21 protein-coding genes are annotated in these 16,496 nt (G+C 35.4%); all 21 read right to left on the bottom strand.

The features are described 5' to 3' along the window. Window positions 1-512: hypothetical protein (locus PHF25_00745; protein MDD4526546.1), on the bottom strand; the 512-nt coding region annotated here is incomplete at its 3' end. A gap of 25 nt (window positions 513-537) precedes the next feature. Further along, window positions 538-1,044 (bottom strand): hypothetical protein, encoded by a 507-nt coding sequence (locus PHF25_00740; GenBank protein MDD4526545.1) that lies wholly within the window; start codon window positions 1,042-1,044, stop codon window positions 538-540. Window positions 1,045-1,053: 9 nt separating this feature from the next. After that, window positions 1,054-1,716 (bottom strand): hypothetical protein, encoded by a 663-nt coding sequence (locus tag PHF25_00735; protein MDD4526544.1) that lies wholly within the window; start codon window positions 1,714-1,716, stop codon window positions 1,054-1,056. 118 nt (window positions 1,717-1,834) lie between these two features. Beyond that, window positions 1,835-2,626: an acyl-CoA dehydratase activase gene (locus PHF25_00730; protein MDD4526543.1), complete on the bottom strand. Its 792-nt coding sequence runs from the start codon at window positions 2,624-2,626 to the stop codon at window positions 1,835-1,837. Next, window positions 2,623-4,626, bottom strand: coding sequence for an NAD-dependent DNA ligase LigA (gene ligA / locus PHF25_00725; GenBank protein ID MDD4526542.1), 2,004 nt, complete (start codon window positions 4,624-4,626; stop codon window positions 2,623-2,625). Before ligA ends, PHF25_00730 begins: the two co-directional genes overlap by 4 nt. A 9-nt stretch (window positions 4,627-4,635) precedes the next feature. Continuing rightward, window positions 4,636-5,190 carry a helix-hairpin-helix domain-containing protein gene (locus PHF25_00720; GenBank protein ID MDD4526541.1) on the bottom strand — a complete coding sequence of 185 codons (555 nt, stop codon included), beginning with the start codon at window positions 5,188-5,190 and terminating at the stop codon, window positions 4,636-4,638. Further along, on the bottom strand, window positions 5,174-6,277 hold the full coding sequence (flhB, locus tag PHF25_00715) for a flagellar biosynthesis protein FlhB (protein MDD4526540.1): 1,104 nt from the start codon (window positions 6,275-6,277) through the stop codon (window positions 5,174-5,176). The genes PHF25_00720 and flhB overlap by 17 nt, the downstream gene beginning before the upstream one ends. 1 nt (window position 6,278) lies before the next feature. Beyond that, window positions 6,279-7,019, bottom strand: coding sequence for a flagellar biosynthetic protein FliR (gene fliR, locus PHF25_00710; GenBank protein MDD4526539.1), 741 nt, complete (start codon window positions 7,017-7,019; stop codon window positions 6,279-6,281). A 33-nt stretch (window positions 7,020-7,052) separates the two neighbouring features. Beyond that, window positions 7,053-7,316 carry a flagellar biosynthesis protein FliQ gene (gene fliQ / locus PHF25_00705; protein MDD4526538.1) on the bottom strand — a complete coding sequence of 88 codons (264 nt, stop codon included), beginning with the start codon at window positions 7,314-7,316 and terminating at the stop codon, window positions 7,053-7,055. 2 nt (window positions 7,317-7,318) lie between these two features. Beyond that, on the bottom strand, window positions 7,319-8,182 hold the full coding sequence (locus PHF25_00700) for a hypothetical protein (GenBank protein MDD4526537.1): 864 nt from the start codon (window positions 8,180-8,182) through the stop codon (window positions 7,319-7,321). Further along, window positions 8,175-8,843 (bottom strand): flagellar type III secretion system pore protein FliP, encoded by a 669-nt coding sequence (fliP, locus tag PHF25_00695; GenBank protein MDD4526536.1) that lies wholly within the window; start codon window positions 8,841-8,843, stop codon window positions 8,175-8,177. Before fliP ends, PHF25_00700 begins: the two co-directional genes overlap by 8 nt. A gap of 1 nt (window position 8,844) precedes the next feature. Then, window positions 8,845-9,201 (bottom strand): flagellar biosynthetic protein FliO, encoded by a 357-nt coding sequence (locus PHF25_00690; protein ID MDD4526535.1) that lies wholly within the window; start codon window positions 9,199-9,201, stop codon window positions 8,845-8,847. Further along, complete coding sequence (gene fliN, locus PHF25_00685; protein MDD4526534.1) at window positions 9,198-10,016, bottom strand: flagellar motor switch protein FliN; 819 nt, start codon at window positions 10,014-10,016, stop codon at window positions 9,198-9,200. The genes PHF25_00690 and fliN overlap by 4 nt, the downstream gene beginning before the upstream one ends. Next, the gene (locus PHF25_00680; protein MDD4526533.1) at window positions 10,016-11,092 is read right to left on the bottom strand and encodes a FliM/FliN family flagellar motor switch protein; all 1,077 of its coding nucleotides are present in this window, start codon (window positions 11,090-11,092) and stop codon (window positions 10,016-10,018) included. The genes fliN and PHF25_00680 overlap by 1 nt, the downstream gene beginning before the upstream one ends. A 3-nt stretch (window positions 11,093-11,095) precedes the next feature. Next, the gene (locus PHF25_00675) at window positions 11,096-11,938 is read right to left on the bottom strand and encodes a flagellar hook basal-body protein (GenBank protein MDD4526532.1); all 843 of its coding nucleotides are present in this window, start codon (window positions 11,936-11,938) and stop codon (window positions 11,096-11,098) included. 14 nt (window positions 11,939-11,952) lie between these two features. Beyond that, window positions 11,953-12,423, bottom strand: coding sequence for a hypothetical protein (locus PHF25_00670; GenBank protein MDD4526531.1), 471 nt, complete (start codon window positions 12,421-12,423; stop codon window positions 11,953-11,955). Window positions 12,424-12,635: 212 nt separating this feature from the next. Continuing rightward, a complete protein-coding gene (gene obgE / locus PHF25_00665) occupies window positions 12,636-13,616 on the bottom strand; it encodes a GTPase ObgE (GenBank protein MDD4526530.1) in 981 nt (326 codons plus the stop codon). A 168-nt stretch (window positions 13,617-13,784) separates the two neighbouring features. Continuing rightward, window positions 13,785-14,042, bottom strand: a complete 258-nt coding sequence (gene rpmA / locus PHF25_00660; protein MDD4526529.1) for a 50S ribosomal protein L27 — start codon at window positions 14,040-14,042, stop codon at window positions 13,785-13,787. Between the two features lie 19 nt (window positions 14,043-14,061). Then, window positions 14,062-14,526, bottom strand: a complete 465-nt coding sequence (gene rplU / locus PHF25_00655; protein ID MDD4526528.1) for a 50S ribosomal protein L21 — start codon at window positions 14,524-14,526, stop codon at window positions 14,062-14,064. 133 nt (window positions 14,527-14,659) lie between these two features. Further along, the gene (gene metW / locus PHF25_00650) at window positions 14,660-15,283 is read right to left on the bottom strand and encodes a methionine biosynthesis protein MetW (protein MDD4526527.1); all 624 of its coding nucleotides are present in this window, start codon (window positions 15,281-15,283) and stop codon (window positions 14,660-14,662) included. Further along, window positions 15,280-16,407 carry a homoserine O-acetyltransferase gene (locus PHF25_00645; protein ID MDD4526526.1) on the bottom strand — a complete coding sequence of 376 codons (1,128 nt, stop codon included), beginning with the start codon at window positions 16,405-16,407 and terminating at the stop codon, window positions 15,280-15,282. Before PHF25_00645 ends, metW begins: the two co-directional genes overlap by 4 nt. Between the last annotated feature and the right edge of the window lie 89 nt (window positions 16,408-16,496).

Raw genomic sequence — 16,496 nt, 5'->3', positions numbered from 1 at the left:
TTTGTTTCGCTTTTAGGCATTAAGACAATATCAAATGAAAAATCTAAGTCAACCGTTTGCGTAATATTGTTATTCTTAAGTGCAAACAAAGGCTGATTAACATCACTCAAATATACATTATTATTAATTCCATCTGTCCCTCCTACAAAAACAACACCAGAAGGTAATTGATTAGCATAATTAACTCCATCATAATAACCATAATAGGTTAATTTTGGATTAACAATATAATTACTCCCAGAATCAAGTAAAGTAGGGAAACTAATAGGACTTACCGCATGAACTTTAACAAACACTGTATCACCTGGATCAAGTTTAAACTTAATCTTAGCAGATTTAAAGCCAGAATAACGACTACGTGCTCCAGTAATCCATGCTTCATCATCTTTTGGAGAAAGATCATAAACATGAACATCTGCCCATGTTGAATAACTGTCCTCAACTAATACCGGAACGGTAAAAGTCAATATGAAACTAGATAATAGTAAAAACAATACAAACAGCTTTTTCATATTAAACAGCCTTTCAAATAAATGGCTACTCGGTGAGAGTAAATGCTACTATCGATCTGTATTTACCACTATTTTGGGTCTTTGGAACATTTAATCTGAACTTAAAGTACAAATCTGTTCCATCTGGAAAGTTATTATCTTCGTCAAATCCGGAGGAATATGCCAATACAGGGTCTAAAGTAAACGCTTGTGCATCTTTACCATACCAAACACCCTTTGCATCAGCTCCTAAATGGCCATACCAATAAAAATTAGAATTAGGGATGGTGTTATTACCGTCTGTTAATTCCATGGTGTCATGGATTTTTAATTGCCATGGCTCCCCATTATTTGTTTTAACGTTAACCTTTATTCCTTCATTATCTGGAATATCAGACAAAAACTGGCCTGGTCTAACGCTTGGCACTTCCATAGTGTATCTATCTACATTTATTTCATAAACACTTTGAACATTAACCACAACATTAAGTACAGCCGTTGCCGAAAAAGAAACAACACCTAAGAGTAAAAGAATAACTATAGTTTTTTTCATAAAAACTCCTTATTCGCCAACCATGTCAATAAGTTTAATATCATCTATTGCCATGTCGACTGTTCCTTCTTTGTCATCAGCAAGCACAATTATCTGAAAATGCAGCAGCCCACCAGAACCATCCTTTTGGTCAAGGTTCAATTTGTTGTCACCAACAGTTGGATTAACGTCCTTAAAGTTTGCTAAAGGAACCAAAATAACTTTCCAGCCCTTCCATGATACAGTCTGAGAAAATTCAATCTTGTCATCAAAAATAGGCTCATAATCTTTCTCTACATCTTGCTCAAGAATAAAGTTCTTATTGTCATCGTCATAAAGCTGGATAGTTAACTTACCACTTTTAGGACCGTTGCCATAAATAAACATCTTCAAATGAGTATATCTACTAGCATCAATACCCACGTACGTGCCTAGTCCACCAACATACCAATCTTTAGTGCTACCCTTCAGTGAAAGGGAATATTTACCTAAATAAGCTTGCATTGGGTCGCCCTTATATATTTGAGTGCTAACAGGAATTGCGTTAATATCCCCGAAGGTCCACCAAGCTGGTTCTTCACTAATTATTCCGTCTTCAAAGCCATCTAGCTCAAAAACCTTTGGCATTTTGACCTCTTCAGCATAAATGATTGTAGACATTAAGATAATAACTGCTATTAATAATTTTTTCATTTTCCATTCTCCCTTCGATGTTTCAACTAAATATCATTATACAAGACTTGGTCTGCGATTGGCAAACAATAAAGGTTGCAAATTTACTGTTTTAATCCTTCCCTTAATTCCAACAAAATTATCGTAGTTTATTTTCTTTATTCCCAACAACTTTTTCACTAATTCCTGCACCTATAGCCCCGTTTAGCTGTTCATACTGAGGAATAATGATTTTTACCTTATATTCTAACTGTAAAAATTCATAAATTGCCTTGTTTTTGGATACTCCTCCCACGAAAACTATTGGTGAAGCATCAACCATAGTAGACAAAACAGTTGAAACTCTCTCAAATACACTATAATTGACTCCAGCGGCAATATTATTCACAGGAACGCCTTCAAATATCTTGCTTAAAACTTCTGATTCGCCAAAAACAGCACAGGTATTATTTAAGCTCTGTGGTTCTTTAAAGTGCCCAGAAAGCTCCTCTAAACTTATTTTCAAAACTCCCGCCATATTCTCTAAATATCTTCCTGAACTGGCTCCACATTTATCGTTCATATATACGTCAACCATCTTACCCTTCACAACTTTAACTATTTTTGTATCCTGACCGCCAATATCTAGAAGCACAAAATCATTAAGACCTGTTTGATGTATCGCGCCCAACATGTGTGCTTTTTGTTCTGAAATTGTTTTAATTCCTTCTATCTGAACACCATGTTTTCCATACCCAGTAGCTGTTAGGCTATCTTCTGCTGACAGGCCCAGCTTAGCTAAATCCAAAGTAAAAGCGCGACCAGCTGTTGGTTTTCTGTAATTACTATAAAAACTAATAGAATCAAAAATTTTACTATCTAATAGCTGTCCTTGGCTGCCTAGATACGCCACTTTTACAGTTCTGCTCCCTAAATCTATCCCAATATTCATGCTACAAGCATCTCCTCTAGCTGACTTTCGCTAATAATCTCAACACCTAAATCTTGTGCTTTCTGCAATTTCGAGCCAGCATTCTCACCAGCAACAACAAAATCAACATTTTTGCTCACACTACTGGAAATAGTTCCCTGATGAGATTTAATTAAAGCTGTCATCTCCGTACGAGAATATCTCGCAAAACTTCCAGTAATAACAAACTTTTTACCTGAAAGGTTACTGCTTTTAAAGTTATTTTCTATTGCAAGATTAAACCCCTGCTCTTCCAAATAGACAAAAATTTCTCTCGCTCTCTCACTCTCAAAAAACTCTTTCAATAAAATAGCTGTTTTTTCTCCTATGCCCTCTATCTTAGAAAAATCTTCTACCTGCATCTTGAAAAAATCTTCATAAGAAGAAACAGCTGAAACCAACAATTCAGAAGCCCTAACACCAACCTGCTTGATGCCTATAGCAAAAAGAATTTTTGCAAGACCAATTTTTTTTGCTTTCTCAAGCTGAGAGAGGATATTTTCTATTGTTTTAGTACCCATTCGCTCTAAAACACTTAATCTCTCACCATTAATCTCAAATAATTCTATCCAATCTGTAATGATTGCTTGTTCTACAAACTGTTCTATCAACTTTTCACCAATGCCACTTATATTAAAGGCATCTCTAGCAACAACGTGTGTTAGTTGAGCCTTAAGCCTTCCTTTACAATGTATATTTGGGCAAAAAATGGCAACATTATCTTCTTCCTGTTTCAATAAAGTTTCACAAACAGGGCAATGTGTAGGAAACACTATTTCTTTTCTAGTTTCGCTGCGATGCGTAACCATCACAACTGCAGGAATAACCTCCGCCGCCCGTTTAATTGCAACTTCATCATGAATAGCAACACCCTTTTCTTCAATAAAGTCCTTATTGTGGAGTGTTGCCCTTTCTACAATAGCGCCGGACACTTCCACTGGCGCAAGTACAGCAACTGGAGTAATAGTGCCCAACCTGCCAACCTGATACAGAACATCCGCTAAGATTGTGTTGACTACTTCTTCAAAAAACTTATAAGCAATCGCCCATTTAGGTGTCTTCATATTGGAACCTAACAGCTCCTGAAACTTAAAAGTTTCTACTTTAATGACAATTCCATCAAAAACATAATCTAAAGAATCGCGCTTCTGTTCCCATTCTTCACAAAAAGCTAAAACCTGACTAATCTCAGCATCTGCTAAATACTTATCATTTACAACAAAACCTTGAACCTTTAGCCACCCCAACATTTGAGATTGAGTAGCCAAACCAAACCCTGTCGCCGACACTAAAGAATATGGCGAAAAGCTTAACATCCGCTCACCAACTATCTTGCTATCTAGCTGTCTGATAGTTCCTGCTGCAGCATTTCTGGCGTTGGCAAATTCAGCTTCACCTTCTTGCTTTCTCTGCTCATTAATTTTAGCTAATCTATCCTTTTCTAAATAAACTTCCCCTCTTATCTCGACATCTTCTTTACACAAAATACTATGTGGAATAACAGCAATCATTTTGATGTTCTCGGTTACGTCTTCACCAATCTTGCCGTCTCCTCTGGTAATACCTTTTACCAAATGACCATCTTTGTAAATAATACTAATGGCCAATCCATCCATTTTTAACTCACAACAATACTTTAAGGCTGAAAATTGTTCCACTTCTTTAAGCAAAAGCTTCCTCACTCGAGCATCGAAATCTATTAACTCTTGTTTGGAATAAGAGTTTGCTAAACTAAGCATTGGTACTTGATGTTTAACTTTCTGAAACGAAGCGGAAACAGTGCCACCAACTTGGTTTGTTGGCGAGTCAGCGAACACAAGATGTGGATAGTTTTCTTCCAAATAAGTTAATTCTTTGACCTTAGTATCATATTCAAAATCTGTTATTACAGGAGCATCCTCGTCATAATAATTTTGATTATGCTCTTTTATTTCGCTTACTAATTCTTTAATTCGTTTTAATATTTTCTTTTCACTTACCATAGTTTTATTCTAATCCAGAGTGATATTGTTCGCCATAGCTTTTAATTTGGAAGGGCCAATACCCTTGACCTTCAAAAGCTCATTCTTGTCACCAAAATAGCCTTTTTCGTTTCTATATTCGACTATTCTCTCCGCATAACTAATCCCAATCCCCGGTATCTTACTAAGCTCCTCCGCCGTAGCTTTATTGATATTAATTTTACCAATTACTTTTGAAACGCTGGACAGGGCTGGCTTAGCAATTTCCTTCTTTAGTGCTGGAATTCTATATAACGCACCATCTTTAAGCACCTCGGCCAAATTGAACTTTTGCAAATCAGCATCCGGCAAAGGCTGAACCATTAATAAAAGCTCATATAAATGTAAATTTTCTGTTACCTGATAAATACCTGGATGCAAAACAGCGCCATCCACCTGAACAACAATTTTTTTTATCTCCTGAACTTCTTGCACTCTTTCCACAACTTGAATGCTCTTTGATTTTCCTTGTTCGTAAATATATATTCCTGTCAAAGAAAGCAGAATAATAAAAATCGGCCAAATTATTTTATTTAGATTTTTCATCTTTCACCTCATTTTCTTGTTGATTTCGTTTTTTTCTCTTTCTTTTAATTTCATACACCAGAGCAAGCAATTCAGCAACTTCTGTGTATAAATCTGGCGGGACCTCCTGTCCAACTTCCGTTGTATTAAACAAATCCCAAGCTAATAATTTATCTTCCAAAATATAAATATAATTTTCATCAGCTACTTTCTTAATCTCTTCCGCAATCAACATCTTTCCTTTTGCTACAACTTCAGGTGCCTTCATTATCTCTGCGTCATACTTAATTGCAACAGCTATGTGAGTTGGATTTGTGACAACAGCGTCTGCTCCTGCAGCGCCCTTGGACTGTCTACCTCCTGACAACGATAAAGCCATATCTCGTTGCCTTTGTTTGATTAAGGGGTCACCCTCCAACTTCTTATATTCATCTTTAATCTCTTGTTTACTCATCCTCATCTGCTTCATAAATTGATGCCTTTGCCAAAAATAATCAAGAGCAGCCACAACTAAAAAGAAAAGCCCAACCCTGATAGCAACATCAAAGGCTAGTTTTCCGGCCATTCCAACGGAACCAAGGACTGGCATATTGGCTGTTTCTAATAATTGAGGCAGAATCGGCGTGATAGCCTTAACCATAATAAAAACTATTATCCCCATCTTAGCGATTGATTTTGCTAACTCAAAAAGTCCTTTCACGGAAAAGATTTTTTTAAATCCTTCGATTGGATTAATTTTATTAAGCTTTGGCATCAGAGGGTCAACCGAAAAATTAAAACCAGACTGCAAAAACTCCAATAAAATTGCCACAAAAAAAATAATAAGCATTATTGGCAATAACGAAAACATTAAAGCATGGTAGCCTTTCTCGAGAATCTTTGCTGCAGAAACAATCGTTATCTCTTCCCTTACTGATGTGAAACATAAAAGGAAAAAATCAGTCATATTTTGCCACATTTGTGGTAAAAAAGCGTTTAAGGCATAATATGAAGCAAAAAACAAAAAGGCAGTAGTAATCTCCTTACTCTTAACTACCTGCCCTTTTTTACGTGCTTCCCTTAGTTTATGAGGGGTAGGTTCTTCGGTTTTATCTCCTTGATCACCCATGTCAGAGTATCTTTACAGATTTATAAAAATATACAATTTGAACAGCCAAATCATCCATAATAACGACAATTTTACTCATCATTGTTGGAATAAGTAGTAACAAAATAAATGCGCCTAACATAGGCTTAATCTGAAACCCTAAAAAGAAAACGTTAACCTGCGGTGCTAGTCTAGCTAATAATCCCAAAGAAAAATCCAACATAAAAATTATGATAATGATTGGCATTGAGATTGTAACTGCGATAAAAAACATATTTGAACCTAAATCACCTAACTGCTGTAAACCCATGGGATAAGCAACTTCGCTAAACAAAGGAATAGCGTTAAAACTCTCAAACAAACCTGTCAAAACTAAATGATGACCATCAATCATCAAAAAAACTGCGATGGAAGTAATATATAGCAACCTACTAATAATTGTTTCTTGGCTACCTGTTGCAGGGTCGAATGCTGCGGCAACGCTTAACCCCATCTGCATATCCATTAATCCACCAGCAAATTGTATTCCATAGAAAATAAGTCTAGCAATAAGCCCAATAAAAAGACCCAGCATAAACTCATTAACAAAAGCGATGATTAATTCTAAATAATGCTCCGGAATTAATACTGTTTTTGGTATAGAAATGAACAAGATTATACTTAGCCAAAAAGCGAACATCAGCTTGATCATTTGCGACACTGACCTTTCACTAAAAAATGGCATCAGGATAAAGCAACCTATTACCCTTGCCAAAATAAACATGAATAAAAGGAGACTAGGTCCGTCTATAATCATTTAAAAATAAGGGATTGCCGACCACATTGTGGTCACCCAAGCCTGAAGACTTGCTGCCATCCACGGAAAACCTATTGATACCACCAAAAAAACAACAACCATCTTTGGCACAAAAGTAAGTGTCTGTTCTTGTATTTGAGTAACAGCTTGAAATAAGGAAATAAGTAAACCGATGACTAATCCAGAACCAACAACTGGTAAAACCAAAGACAGCAACAAGGTAATTGCCTGCCTAAGATAGTCAGTTGCGATGTTAATATCCATGATTACTCAGTATACACCTTTTCTTTAACAATTGTAACAGTCGCAGGATAGTTAGAGCCAGGTAAGGGAAAGGTTACAAGCTTCTTGAGTCCTTGTCTTGGAACATTAAAACTACCAACTTTTTTACTATTATTGCTATATACACTAAATACTTCACCATCCAACGTAAACACACAGGAAGCAGGACCTCCGTTGGCAGTAAAAAACAACTGATACTCTCCTGTTTCGGAAAAATCAACTAAATACTCATACAAAACGCCATAATTACCTGGTAATGAATAATGTCCATTATTTATAAACTCAAAATTATCCGCTATTTTTAAATTATGACGAACATTACCATTGAGCAGCTTGGATCTTTTCTTAACAGTCGTATTAGGAAAGATATATTTGTTATTATCAAAAACTAAAGATGAAGGATTGTTAAAATATATATGTACCTTGCAAATACTGCTTGAATTCTCAGGAAAAACATCAATAATTCCTGAAAGAACATTTTGAGTAGCTACTCCCCACTTCCACTCCATCGGCAAGTTTGTTAGATTCACATGATTATAGCTTGCAAAGAATCTCTCCCCCAAAATCTTGCCAACATAAAGCTCGCTTTTGTCTGGTCCTGCAAATACCATCCTCTGCTGAACTTGCACATCCTCTGACGAGGTTATCCGTACAACAATATCTCCCTTATTCTTCGTCTGGTTGTTGTGTGAAAAAAACAACCGAAAACTACCACTCACCTGAATATTCAAGAGGCTTCCATCGATATAAATGTTTTCAGGACTATTACTAAATACTATTTTTTCTGGTTCACCAACACAAAAAAGAAAACTATAAAAAAAAAGGAAGAAATATAAAAATTTAGCCAAGATAACTCAGCATAAGTCCTCTTGCAATTAAATTAAACCCATCAACCAAAACAAACAAAAGTATTTTAAACGGCAGCGATATCATGACCGGAGACAACATCATCATCCCCAATGAAAGCAGGATATTCGCCACTAATAAGTCGACTAAAATAAAAGGGAGAAATATTACAAACGCAATAATAAATGCTGTTTTTAATTCACTAATCATGAAAGAAGGAATTAACACATAAGTAGGAATGTCATCTCTCTCGGTTATTTTTTTTAAATCAAGTCCAGCAAATTGGGCAAACAAAGCTAAATCGTTTTCCTTGGTTTGTTTAAACATAAAATTTCTTAATGGTTTTTGACCAATTTCTATAGCTTTTGCTTGGGTGATTTTTCCCTTAACAAATGGCTTCACCGCATTATCGTTAATATCATTCCAAACTGGGGACATGATAAAGATTGTCATAAAAAGTGCTAACGACACAATAACCATGTTGGGGGGCGATTGTTGAGTACCCAAAGCACTCCTCATCATACCAAAAACAATCGTTATTCTTAAAAAAGAAGTTACGGATATTAAAAAGAAAGGGACAAAGGATATCAGCGAAAGGAAAAACATCAGATTAACAGAACTGCTAAACTGAATTGGTGTGTCTAATAAATTAGCTAAATCCATCTTACTCTACCTTTTTAACTAATTTTGATTTAGGAACACGGCTCTTAGTCACTAGAGCCTCTTTCTTTTTAAGAACTTCAGCAAAATCAACTGGCTCAGTTGGTGTAGTAGCACCATTTAGTGGCTGAATAACATTGATAGCTTTATTACTTACTCCAACTAAAAACTCTTGTTCATCTACTTTAACAATATAAACCGCCACCCCTGGACTTAAAAACATTTGTTCAATAAAACTAATCCGTTTATTCTTTTTATTTAACACATTATTGCCCGGAAGCTTAGTTAAAACATAGTATACAATGAATAATATTGCACCAATTGAAAGTAAAGATAAAGTTATACGTAGGTAGTGAATCATGATTTAACTATATCTTTTATCATTATTCCATATTTATTATCAATAGCGACAACCTCTCCAGTCGCGATAAGTTCTCCGTTTATTTTTAGCTCTAAGGGCTCACCATAAAAATTATCCAGCTCGATTACTGAACCTTTAGAAAAGTCATGAACATCCTTCAAGGAAAGAGTTGTTTTGCCTAAGAAAACATCTATTGTGACTGGAATATTAGAAAAAAGATCTACTTTAAACTTGGAGCCCGTTAACTGATTGCTCATTTCAGGAAAATCAAGTTTCTTCACATTGATATATTCTTGATTCAGGGCATCAGAAAATTCATTATAATCTAAGGCGTTTTTACTCATATCAGTTCCTTTGCTTTCTTCTATATCAAGATAGCTTTCTTCTTCGTTTATTGTGTCATTTAGAACATAATTTGTAAATGTATTATTATCTCTAACCTCTTTAATATCTTCAACTTCTGGAAATTCTTCAGACTCAAATTCTTCTTCAATTTGCTCCTCAGTTTTACTAAGAATATCATTAACATCTTTAGTGATATCGTCAAAGATACTTTTACTATTAACATTTATCTCGTCATGCCTTACATTATTTTTTTTCAGATCACTCGAAATTTCTTCATCTAATTCATCCAAGTCCAAGTCACTACCTAATAAATTGTCATCATCATCAAAATCAAAGCCATCAAGGTCAAAAACATCTTTTTCCTCTTCTTTACCAGTCATCCCTAAAGAGATGTCATCTAATCCACTCAAGGAATCACCTTCACCAAAAAAATCATCCTCAAGCATTTTCTTTAAATCATCCTTATTCATTATAATTTCTCCCAATCAAATTCTTCGTCCTCTGAATTATCATCAAGAACTGAGCCAAACTCTTGGTCCTTTTTTTCTTCTTCTATATTAACTTTATCAAACGAACTCATCAACAATTCCTCTTCCTTCGTTTCTTCTTTTTCTACTATTTTGGTCGGTACCTTTGGTGATACTAAGGATAAATCTATTATTTGCTCTTCTAATTTTATTGCATATTTCCCTTCACTTTGGCCAACAGAGGAAACAAAGGCTAACTGATCGGCTAAAATAAATTTAATTTTATCGCCAACCTTACTGTTTAAAACTAAAACATCTCCTTTTTGAATATTCATAAACTCACCAAAAGTTAGCTTGGCTTGACCAAACTGAACTGCAACTTCTGTGCTTATGCCACTTTTCATATTATCCGATAGAACAACTTCTTGAGTTTGATGCACAGCGATTCTTTCTAAAAAATTCTTAGAAACATGCTCAGAATAAAATAAATCAATCGAAGATTCATTATTGCCGGGGAAACCTAAGCTAAACTTTATATTAATAAAATCTTGATTGGCAGCGATGTATTTCATTGTTCCAAACTTACCATCATGAAAATTTAACTTATGTTCTTTTTCAATAAACCCACTATCAACAAAAAACTTAGCAAAAAAATCACTATAAAAACTCTTAATCAGCACCAATTCCATATCGGTGAAAGTAAACCCACCCAACTTAACCATATCCACACCAAAATACATCCCTAAAATATTTCTTAAAAATGAACTATCCAGAGAAAACAAAAAAGCTCCTTTTTTGTCTTGGTATTCTACTGTGAGGTTGTTTCCTAAAATTCTACCTAAATCATTACTGTATATCTTGTTATAGGAAATATCTTTTTGTGAAAAGACTAACTGATATTTATCTTGAGCTTTAAGTGAAATGCTTTCCATCCATTTGGAAAAAATATTAAGTTCAGATAAAATTTTCTTACGAGCGCCATCAGAAAGCTCTTCCTTCATTACAGAAGATGTTTCAGGCTGGTATAAATGCCACTGCCCAAGACCTAGTGGCAGTTTTATCTCCATACTAACGACCATTCATTACGTTCCTAACTGTTGTATTATATTTTCTATTTGCTGGCTGGCAATCTTAACAGCTGTCAAACTAGCAGACATTGCTCTTTGTATTTCCATCGCATCTACTGTTTCACCAATAAAAAAGACATTAGATTTTTCTACAGATTGAGACATCGCTTGACCCATACCATTGACTAATGGCGGAGAAGGATTAAAGGGAATGCCCGCAGCAGGAGTTGCTTTATAGGTTGAACCATCATGCTGGATTAATGCTGATTTGTTTGGAAAATCGGTAAGAGCTACTTGAAATAATGGTTTTCCAATTTCTAATCCTTGGGAAGAAAGACTAAACTCCTCGACAAGTATGCCTCTAGTCCCTTCATACTGCCATCCTGCATTTACAGGTTTCTGGATCACGATAGGCTCAATCATTGATGTATTAAACTCGCCATTACCAATATACTTATATCCATAAACATTTCTTCCTGAATTATCCAATAACTCACCCAAATCATTCAATTGAAAGTTCCCTGCTCTAGTATACAAAAAAGTATTTCCACTATCAGGAGAAACGATATAAAGACCATTACCTTGGATAGCTAAATCTAACATATTACCAGTACCAAGCTCACCTTGAGAAAAATCTATTGTTATATTTGCTAGAGCGACACTAGAACCTTCTTGATGAGGGTTAGTCCCTCCGTGTTGCATGCTCCCAGCTGAGCCAGTGTTGATAACCTTATTAAAGACTGTTTTAAAGGAATATTTGAGGGATTTGTATCCAGTTGTGCTCATGTTGCCCATGTTTGCTGTCTGAAGTCTTAGGGCTGTTTCAAATGCTCTCATAGCATTTTCACCGTTTTTCATAATATCTAGCATAATTACACTGCCTTTCTTACTTCTAACAACTGGTCAATCTGAATCAAATCTCCATCTATCTTAAAATATATTTTACCGTTATCATTTACTACACTTTGAATCATTCCCGTTAGCCTTTGACCTTTGTAAGAGTATACCGCTTCTTTCTCTATTAGATTCGCTGCCCCATTCAAAAGTTCCAATTGACTTGAAGAAGTGCTAGAACCTGACTGCTGGGTTTGCAAATTAATCATCTGAGAATAAAAATCATAACTAGAGGAAAAAGGATCATACGATGAGCTAGAGCTACCCGAAGAACTTCCCATAAAACCATCAAATGAATCGCTACTTGCGTCTTGTGATAAAAAATTCTCAAATATGTTGGTAAAGCTTTGCTGAAAATAAAGCACTGCATCCTCAGGTTTTGAAGGGTCAAACTTGTTGGCTACATTTGAAGTAAGACCATAATTATATATACCTAAATCGCTGCTCATTATACTGTTAAAGTTAGCACTGTAAAATAACAGTGTCAATGATGCCAAATCCAACAATATGAAGCCTATTCAATAAATTGACCATAAAGAATTAACACCCCTTCATTAAATATATTTTTGAGCTAACCTGCGAGTGCATGTTGTCAAAAAAATGCTTTTATACTTATTAGACAACTGTGGATAACTATTATCTACCTATATTTTATGTTGTTTTATAAATATGTAACTAATTCTGTCATTAACTCTTCGATTCCTTCACCAGTAACTGCAGAAATAAAAAAAACTTTAGTATCAAATTCTTGGCTATACTCTTGCAAAATACTTCGATCATGTAGAACATCTATCTTATTAAAAACAACTAATTGTTTTTTTTCTAAAATGTCTTTGTTGTATAAAGATAATTCATTATTAAGGACATCATATGCTTTTTTAGGTTCCATTTGCTTAAAGTCCGAAACATCTAACAGATGAATCAAAACTCTTGTTCTCTCCACATGCCTTAAAAACTGATGACCCAACCCTTGCCCGAGATGAGCGTTCTCTATAATACCTGGAACATCAGCAATCACAAATTGTTTATCATTCTTATAATTTACCACACCTAAATTAGGAACCAATGTTGTGAACTCATAATCAGCAATCTTCGGTCTAGCGTTTGTAACCCTCGAAATCAAAGAAGACTTTCCTATGTTTGGCAACCCAATAATGCCAACGTCTGCGATTAATTTTAATTCCAAATGAATTTTCATTTCTTCACCCGGCAAACCTGGCTGAGCATAATAAGGAGTTTGATTTACAGAATTAGCAAATCTAGCATTGCCCTTACCACCAATACCTCCTCTTAAAATGACGAACTCTTGTTTGTCTTCTATTAAATCAACGATTGTTTCTCCTGTTTCTTTATTGGAAATAGTTGTGCCCACTGGAAATTTAAGGGTAATATCCTCACCCTTTTTCCCATAACGGTCTCGTCCTTCTCCAGCTCCACCATTTTGAGCTTTATAAACTTTTTTATATTGATAATCCATCAGGCTCTTCAAGTGAGCATCCGCAACTACGACAATATCTCCACCCTTAGACCCATCTCCGCCGTCAGGACCTCCTCTTGGAATATATTTTTCTCGTCTAAAGCTAACGCAACCCTTACCACCGTTACCAGCTTTAACCAAAATATCAGCTACATCTATAAACATTTATTCTCCCTAGCCCCTAAATCCCACTTCGACGAGCTCAGTACATCGCCTAAAGGGGACTTTGCAACAAAAAAACTTTTAACAAGCCCCCTTGAAGATTTTTGGGGCCATAAAAAAAGCGGACATAATAAGTCCGCTTTTTATTATATAACAAAACTAAATACTATATTAGGCTACTGCTTCTACGCTGACTTTCTTGATATTACCTTTTCCTGTTTCGAATTTGACTGTTCCTGCTATTAACGAGAATATAGTGTAGTCTCTACCTAGCCCTACATTCTTCCCTGGTTTGAACTTGGTGCCTCTCTGCCTTAGTATGATATTACCTGCAACTACTTGTTCTCCGCCAAATTTTTTAACACCTAAGTATTTAGGATTGCTGTCTCTTCCGTTACTTGAACTTCCCTTACCTTTTTTATGAGCCATATCTATATCTCCCTATTATTTACTCTGCTTTTTTTGCAGTTGTCTTTTTAACTGGTTTCTTTTCTACAGGAGCAGAAGCTTTCACTGTTTTTTTCACTGCTGGCTTCTTAACTACTGGAGCTACATCAGCAGCAACCACTTCTACTTTTTCTTTAACAGGCTTGCTGTCTGCTTTAGCGATATCTTTAATATTAAGTATTGTATATTGTTGTCTGTGGCCTTGTTTCTTATGATAACCAGTTTTGTTTTTGTATTTAAAAACAATTACTTTTTTATCTTTAAACTCAGGATCAATTACTTCTGCTTTAACAACGTAACCTTCAACATAAGGTGTACCAACACTGATAACCTTTCCATCGTTAACAAAAAGAACTTTATCTAAAACCAGTTTGGCTTTATCTTTTTCACCTAATCTATCGACATATAATTTCATGCCTTTTTCTACTTTGTATTGTTTACCAGAAACTTCAACTATTGCGTACATAATTTCTCCTGTTCATTGGTTCATTTGTTCACTAGTTCATTAATCAGTTAATTCAACTGTCGAATCCGCAAACCGGCTTTAAATTTTACCTTCAAAGGTAACTAGTGTCAACAAAGAAAAATCGCGGGTTTCGCTACTTTGTTTCTAGCATAAAAACACAATAATCTGCCCTAAGATTAGAGAACAAACTAATGATCTTTTCGCTATCTCCTTCTGAAGACAAAAGAGGTATCGTCTTTATTATCCTAACACCTATCTCCTGACAGAAATCGTTAAAGTCCTTAATGGTTAAAACTCTAAGGTTGGGAGTGTTATACCACATGTGTGGCAAAGCTTTGGTAACAGGCGTTTTGCCTTTGAAGAAAAGGTCAAACCTACATTTCCAAAAACCAAAATTAGGAACACTGACAATTGCTTTCTTCCCTACTCTAACGACCTCTTTAATCGCCTGATCGGGTCTAGCAACTTGTTGTAAAGTTTGGGAAAGAATAACGAAATCAAAAGCTTTATCCTGATAATCAGGCAGCCCCTTATTTAAATCGTATTGAATAACGCTAAGGCCTTTGCTAACGCATTCTGCAATTTTTTCTTCGTCAATTTCTAAACCAAAGGCTTGTATTTTCTTGATCTTCTTAAGCGTATATAGCAAACTCCCATCACCACAACCAATGTCTAAAACTCTCGAGCCTTCCTCAATATAATTAAGTATCGCCTCTAAGTCTTTTCTTTTTTCTAACATTTTCAATACTCTTTTCATTTTACATTCTCCAAAAAGCCATGAATTAATTTCTCATGTAAATCGTTCTGCAACAAAAAAGAATCATGGCCATAGTCAGCATTTATTTCGCAAAATGACACATCAATATTGTTTTTCCTTAAAGCTTTAACTAATTCTTCAGACTGATATGTGGGGAAAAGCCAATCTGAGGAATACGACAAAACAAGAAATTTACTTTTTACCATTGCCAGCGCTTCTTCCAACGAATTATAACCTGAAGATAAGTCAAAATAATCAATTGCCTTAGTTAAATAAATATACGAGTTAGCATCAAATCTTTCCGTGAAACGTTGTCCTTGATAATGCAAATAACTTTCTACCTGAAATTCTGTTAAAAACTCGTATTGAAATTGCTGTGAACTGCTCAACTGTCTGCCGAATTTCCTAGTCATGCCTTCTTCAGAAAGATAAGTAATATGTCCTAACATTCTGGCTATACTGAGTCCTTTACGTGGTAATTCTTTTTTTCCATAATAATCACCTTTGTTCCAGGCTGGATCAGAAATTATGGCCTGTCTGCCAACTTCATTAAAAGCTATGGCTTGTGGTGAAAGTTTTGTTGTAGTGGCTATCGCAACCACAGACTTTATCATTTCTGGATACATTTGAACCCATTTTAGCGCCTGCATTCCGCCCATAGAGCCACCAGAAATTGAGTATAAACAATCAATTCCAAGCGACTTAACTAAAGCATGCTGAACATTTACCATATCTTCTATAGTTATTACAGGAAAAGTCATCGCATATGGTTTTTTGGTAAGCGGGTCTAGCGAGCTAGGACCTGTTGTTCCAGAACACCCACCCAAAACATTGGAACAAATAACAAAATACTTATTGGTATCAAAGGGCTTACCTGGTCCAACCATAACGTCCCACCAACCAGTTTTCTTGTCCTCTTTATTATGTTTTCCTGCAACATGAGCATCACCAGAAAGAGCATGTAATAACAAAATCGCATTACATTTGTCTTTACTTAAAACACCATAAGTTTCATAAGCCACACAAATAGGACCAAACTCTCTACCACTTTGCAGAGGCAGTTTACTATCACCAGCGAAAGTAAAAACTCCTTGTTTAATGTTTAGTTCTTCTGAAAATGACATGGTTGTATTATAACGTTCAATCGTTTGCTTCGACAAGCTCAGCACAAGCACTTGTTCAATCGTTCAATTTTCTATATACGTTGGGTGAG

This window comes from Candidatus Margulisiibacteriota bacterium, assembly GCA_028706105.1.
Classification (GTDB): domain Bacteria; phylum Margulisbacteria; class Riflemargulisbacteria; order GWF2-35-9; family DYQY01; genus DYQY01.
This window is presented reverse-complemented; position numbering and strand designations above follow the sequence as displayed.